The 4,957-nt window shown below is 65.4% G+C and carries 5 protein-coding genes; all 5 read right to left on the minus strand.

The window, feature by feature from the left end; genetic code table 11:
* On the minus strand, positions 1-328 hold a 328-nt coding region (locus WC739_RS24495; RefSeq protein ID WP_372955576.1), incomplete at its 3' end, for a DUF983 domain-containing protein.
* A 158-nt stretch (positions 329-486) separates the two neighbouring features.
* Entirely contained in the window at positions 487-1,878 is a 1,392-nt protein-coding gene (locus WC739_RS24500) for a PLP-dependent aminotransferase family protein (protein ID WP_372955577.1), read from the minus strand.
* Between the two features lie 159 nt (positions 1,879-2,037).
* Positions 2,038-2,817: a succinate dehydrogenase iron-sulfur subunit gene (locus tag WC739_RS24505; protein ID WP_372955578.1), complete on the minus strand. Its 780-nt coding sequence runs from the start codon at positions 2,815-2,817 to the stop codon at positions 2,038-2,040.
* A gap of 118 nt (positions 2,818-2,935) precedes the next feature.
* Positions 2,936-4,744 carry a succinate dehydrogenase flavoprotein subunit gene (gene sdhA / locus WC739_RS24510; RefSeq protein WP_372955579.1) on the minus strand — a complete coding sequence of 603 codons (1,809 nt, stop codon included), beginning with the start codon at positions 4,742-4,744 and terminating at the stop codon, positions 2,936-2,938.
* Positions 4,745-4,763: 19 nt separating this feature from the next.
* A partial coding sequence (sdhD, locus tag WC739_RS24515; protein WP_372955580.1) for a succinate dehydrogenase, hydrophobic membrane anchor protein occupies positions 4,764-4,957 on the minus strand: 194 nt, incomplete at its 5' end.

Below are 4,957 nucleotides of genomic sequence, written 5' to 3' on the forward strand. Positions count from 1 at the left end.
CCAGCCATCCCTTCAGCGGCCGCAATGGCGGGATGCACGTCAGAAGCATGAACGGCAAGGTCGTGAACAGATGCACCCAGTAGGGCGCTTCGAAGCGCACCTCGATCCAGAGCGCGAGCACCACGCTCGGCACGCACGCAAAGCAGATCACGAAGAAAGCCGGACCATCGGCGGGATCGGCGAAGGAATAATCGAGGCCGCATACCTCACAGCCCTTGCGCAGCTTCAGGAAGCCTTCGAACAGATGTCCTTCGCCGCAGCGCGGACACCGACCCCTTATGCCCGTTTCAATCGGCGAGAGGGGAGCCCATTCACGATCCGGAGTCATCTTGCTCAGTCCTTGTCTGTGACGCCCAGGGAATGCTGCCGGGGTCGCGCCCGGCTGTCTGCGTGTGACGGCGGAGTTTGCTCATCTCCACGGGCGTCATTGATTGCACAATGTATGTGGTCCGAATACATACATTGTCAAGAGCAATCCCTACAAGATCAAACCACCATCGACGATACAGAAGGCGATTGCGACAGGAGGTCCGCAACGATGCGCAGGCTGTCGCCCAGATAGTCGCGGTTCGCGGCCGCGCCGAGACCCAGGCGGACGGCCTCGGGAGGCGACGTGATGGCGAAGGCGTCGCTTGCCACCGCGCCGATGCCGGCCGAACGCAGCCGGGCGGTGAATTCGCCCCGCGTCCAGGGTCCGGCCAGCCGCAGCCAGGCGTGGAAACCCTGCGGATCGGCCTGGCAGGAGCCGGGTGGCAGGATGGCCGTGGCGATGGCCTGCCGGCGGCGCGACTCCTCGCGGATCGCGGCAAGCACCGCATCGGCGGTTCCGTCCTCGATCCAGCGGGTCGCGATGGCGGCCGTCAGCGGGGAGGCCATGGAAGCGGTCGCCCTTATGGCGCCCGCCACCCTGGCGGCCGAGCGGCCGTCCGGCAGCACGAGATAGGCGATCCGCAACGCAGGCGACAGGCATTTCGCCAGGCCCGCGACATGATAGACGAGGTCCGGCGCCAAGGCGGCCAGCGGCGGCAGCGGGGCGGCCGGCAAGGCCCCGTAGGCGTCGTCCTCGATGATCGGCACCTGATGGCGGCGGGCAATCTCGATCAGGGCCTCGCGCCGGTCGAGGGGTAAGGTCGCCGTCGTCGGATTGTGCAGGGTCGGCGTGCAATAGAGCGCCTTTGGCCTGTGTTCCCTGCACACGGATTCGAATGCCTCGGGGACCAGCCCATGCTCGTCGATCGGCACGCCGACGAGATTGATCCTGAAATGCGCGGCCAGCGACCGGAAACCGGGGTAAGTCAGGGCTTCGGTGCAGATCGTCTCCCCGGGTTCGGCCAGCACGCCGGCGAGCGCCAGCAGCGCTCCCTGCGCTCCGGGGCAGACCAGAAGCCGCTCCGCCGGAACGGCACCCAGCCTCGGCGAAAGCCAGCGCATGCCGGCGGCCCGGTCACGTCCGGTTCCGCCCGCCTCCTGGTAGCGCAGGAGCAGGCCCAGCCCGTCATCCGCCCGCAGATCGGCAATCCCGTCCCACATCCGTGCGACCAGCGCGGGGTCGTCGAAGCGGGGCGGCAGGTTCATGCTCATGTCGACAAGGCCGGTCGATGCAGTCCGTCCTTCGGCCGGCCGTCGTGCGCGCACATAGGTGCCCTGCCCGACCCGTCCATCGATCAGCCCGCGCTTGCGCGCCTCGGCATAGGCGCGGCTGACGGTGGTGAAATCGATGCCGAGCGCATCCGCCAGCGTGCGCTGCGGCGGCAGCCTGAACCCTCCGGCCAGCCGGCCCGAGACGATATCGGCCGACAAGGCGTCGGCAATGGCGAGATAGACCGGTCCGTCGCTTTTGCGGATGACCGGCGTCCATGAAGCCTGATTGTCGTCCATTGTCTTCGCCCCGCTATCCAGATGTATGGATATTGTATGTCGCGGGTGCCAAATGCAAGGGGCCCGGCAGCGGGCTGACGGCGGAATATCTCCAGCGCCTGAACTACCTATGCTTGCCGATACGGCGGCCCCGTCTTGAGGCGCGCAGAAATGGCGATCTTAGACGCGCCGTTCGACCATCATCTTCTTGATCTCGGCAATCGCCTTGGCCGGGTTGAGGCCCTTGGGGCAGGTTTGCGCGCAGTTCATGATGGTGTGGCAGCGATACAGCCGGAACGGGTCCTCGAGATTGTCCAGCCGCTCGCCCTTGGCCTCGTCGCGGCTGTCGATCAGCCAGCGATAGGCCTGAAGCAGCGTGGCCGGACCGAGATAGCGGTCGCCATTCCACCAATAGCTCGGGCACGATGTCGAGCAGCAGGCGCACAGGATGCATTCGTAAAGACCGTCGAGTTTTTCGCGATCCTCATGGCTTTGCAGCCATTCCTTGGCCGGTTCCGGCGACACCGTCTTCAGCCAGGGCTGGATCGAGGCGTGCTGGGCGTAGAAATTGGTGAGGTCGGGCACAAGGTCCTTCACCACCTGCATATGCGGCAGCGGGTAGACCTTGATGGCGCCGGAAATGTCGTCGCAGCCCTTGGTGCAGGCCAGAGTGTTGGAGCCGTCGATGTTCATCGCGCAGGAGCCGCAAATGCCTTCGCGGCAGGAGCGGCGCAGGGTCAGCGTCGGGTCGATCTTGTTCTTGATGTAGAGCAGCGCGTCGAGCACCATCGGCCCGCAATCGTCCATGTCGACGAAATAGGTGTCGATGCGCGGGTTCTCGTCATCGTCCGGCGACCAGCGGTAGATACGATATTCACGCAAATTGGTCGCGCCTTCCGGCTTCGGCCAGGTCTTGCCCTGCTGGATCTTGGAATTCTTGGGGAGCGTCAGTTCGACCATTAGCTCGGGTCCTTTCGCATGACGAGTATCCACGCCTCGGTGGACACCACGTCTTCGATGACAGCGGTCGGCAGTTGCGATGCCGTGCCGGAATATCGCGAGACCGCCGGCGCCATCGTCAGTACACCCGCGCCTTCGGGGCGATCTTGGCGAGGCTGATGCCGCCGTCCTTCTCGGCCAGCAGCGGCTCGGTGTGCACAGGCCGATAGCTCAGCGTCACCTGGCCGTTCTCGCTGAGCCGGGCCAGCGTATGCTTGCGCCAGTTGACGTCGTCGCGGGCGGAAAAATCCTCCCGCGCATGCGCGCCGCGGCTCTCCTTGCGCGCCTCGGCGCCGTATACCGTGGTGATGGCGTTGGCCATCAGGTTTTCCAGCTCCAGAGTTTCGACCAGGTCGGAGTTCCAGATCATCGAGCGGTCGTAGACCTTGACATCGGCAAGCTCGGTCCACAGCTGCGAGATGCGCTTGCAACCGCTTTCCAGGGACTCCTGGGTGCGGAACACGGCGGCGTCTTCCTGCATCGCCTTCTGCATCTTTTCGCGCAACACGGCCGTCGGCGTTGAGCCATTGGCGTGGCGCAGCCGGTCGAAGCGGTCCATGATCTTCTCGACCGAGGCTTCATTGGGTGACGGTATGGCCGCCTTGCGATCGATCACCTGGCCGGCCCGGATCGCCGCCGCGCGGCCGAACACCACGAGATCGATCAGCGAGTTCGAGCCCAGCCGGTTGGCGCCGTGCACCGAGGCGCAGCCGGCTTCGCCCACCGCCATCAGGCCGGGCGACACCCTGTCCGGATTCTCCGGCGTCGGGTTCAGCACCTCGCCCCAGTAATTGGTCGGCACGCCGCCCATATTGTAGTGCACCGTCGGCAGCACCGGGATCGGCTCCTTGGTCAGGTCGACGCCGGCGAAGATCTTCGCCGATTCCGAGATGCCGGGCAGCCGCTCATGCAGCACGGCCGGATCGAGATGGTCGAGATGCAGGAAGATATGATCCTTGTTCTTGCCGACGCCGCGACCCTCGCGGATCTCCAGCGTCATGCAGCGCGAGACGACGTCACGCGAGGCAAGGTCCTTGGCCGACGGTGCGTAGCGTTCCATGAAGCGCTCGCCCTCGGAGTTGACGAGATAACCGCCCTCGCCGCGCGCGCCCTCGGTGATCAGGCAGCCGGCGCCATAGATGCCGGTCGGGTGGAACTGCACGAACTCCATGTCCTGCAGCGGGAAACCCGCCCGCGCGGCCATGCCGCCGCCATCGCCGGTGCAGGTGTGCGCCGAGGTGGCCGAGAAATAGGCGCGGCCATAGCCGCCGGTCGCCAGCACAACCATCTTGGCCGAGAAGCGGTGGATGGTGCCGTCGTCGAGGTTCCAGGCAACGACGCCGGTGCAGGTGCCGTCCGGCTCCATGATCAGGTCGAGCGCGAAATACTCGATGAAGAACTGCGCATTGTTCTTCAGCGACTGGCCGTAGAGCGTATGCAGGATGGCGTGGCCGGTGCGATCGGCGGCGGCACAGGTGCGCTGCACCGGCGGACCGTCGCCATAATTCATCATGTGGCCGCCGAATGGCCGCTGATAGATCTTGCCCTCCTCGGTGCGCGAGAACGGCACGCCGTAATGCTCGAGCTCGTAGACGGCGGCCGGCGCTTCGCGCACCAGATATTCCATGGCGTCGACATCGCCGAGCCAGTCCGAGCCCTTGACGGTGTCGTACATGTGCCACTGCCAGGAATCCGGCCCCATGTTGGACAGCGACGCGGCAATGCCGCCCTGCGCCGCCACCGTGTGCGAGCGGGTGGGGAACACCTTGGAGATGCAGGCGGTGCGCAGGCCCTGCTCGGCCATGCCCAGCGTGGCGCGCAGGCCGGCGCCGCCGGCGCCCACGACCACGACGTCGAACTTGTGGTCGACAAAGGTGTAGCCCGCCATGTTTGCGTCCTTGGCCAACTCAGCCTCCGAATGCCAGCTTGAGCAGGGCGAAGACCGAGGCGACGCCGACCGCTATGGTGAAAAATGTGTTGAGCGCGATCAGCGCCAGCTTCATGCCTTCGCCATGCACGTAATCCTCGATGATCACCTGCATGCCGATCCGCATATGGATGAGCCCGGAGACAAGCACCAGCAGCAGCACCAGCGCGACCA

It is taken from the genome of Mesorhizobium sp. (assembly GCF_041661565.1).
In the GTDB taxonomy this organism is placed as follows: domain Bacteria; phylum Pseudomonadota; class Alphaproteobacteria; order Rhizobiales; family Rhizobiaceae; genus Mesorhizobium.

Coding starts and splice junctions, on each gene's coding strand:
- sdhA (WP_372955579.1), bottom strand. CDS start 4,744: ATGGCGGGCTACACCTTTGTCGACCACAAGTTCGACGTCGTGGTCGTG.
- WC739_RS24500 (WP_372955577.1), bottom strand. CDS start 1,878: ATGGACGACAATCAGGCTTCATGGACGCCGGTCATCCGCAAAAGCGAC.
- WC739_RS24505 (WP_372955578.1), bottom strand. CDS start 2,817: ATGGTCGAACTGACGCTCCCCAAGAATTCCAAGATCCAGCAGGGCAAG.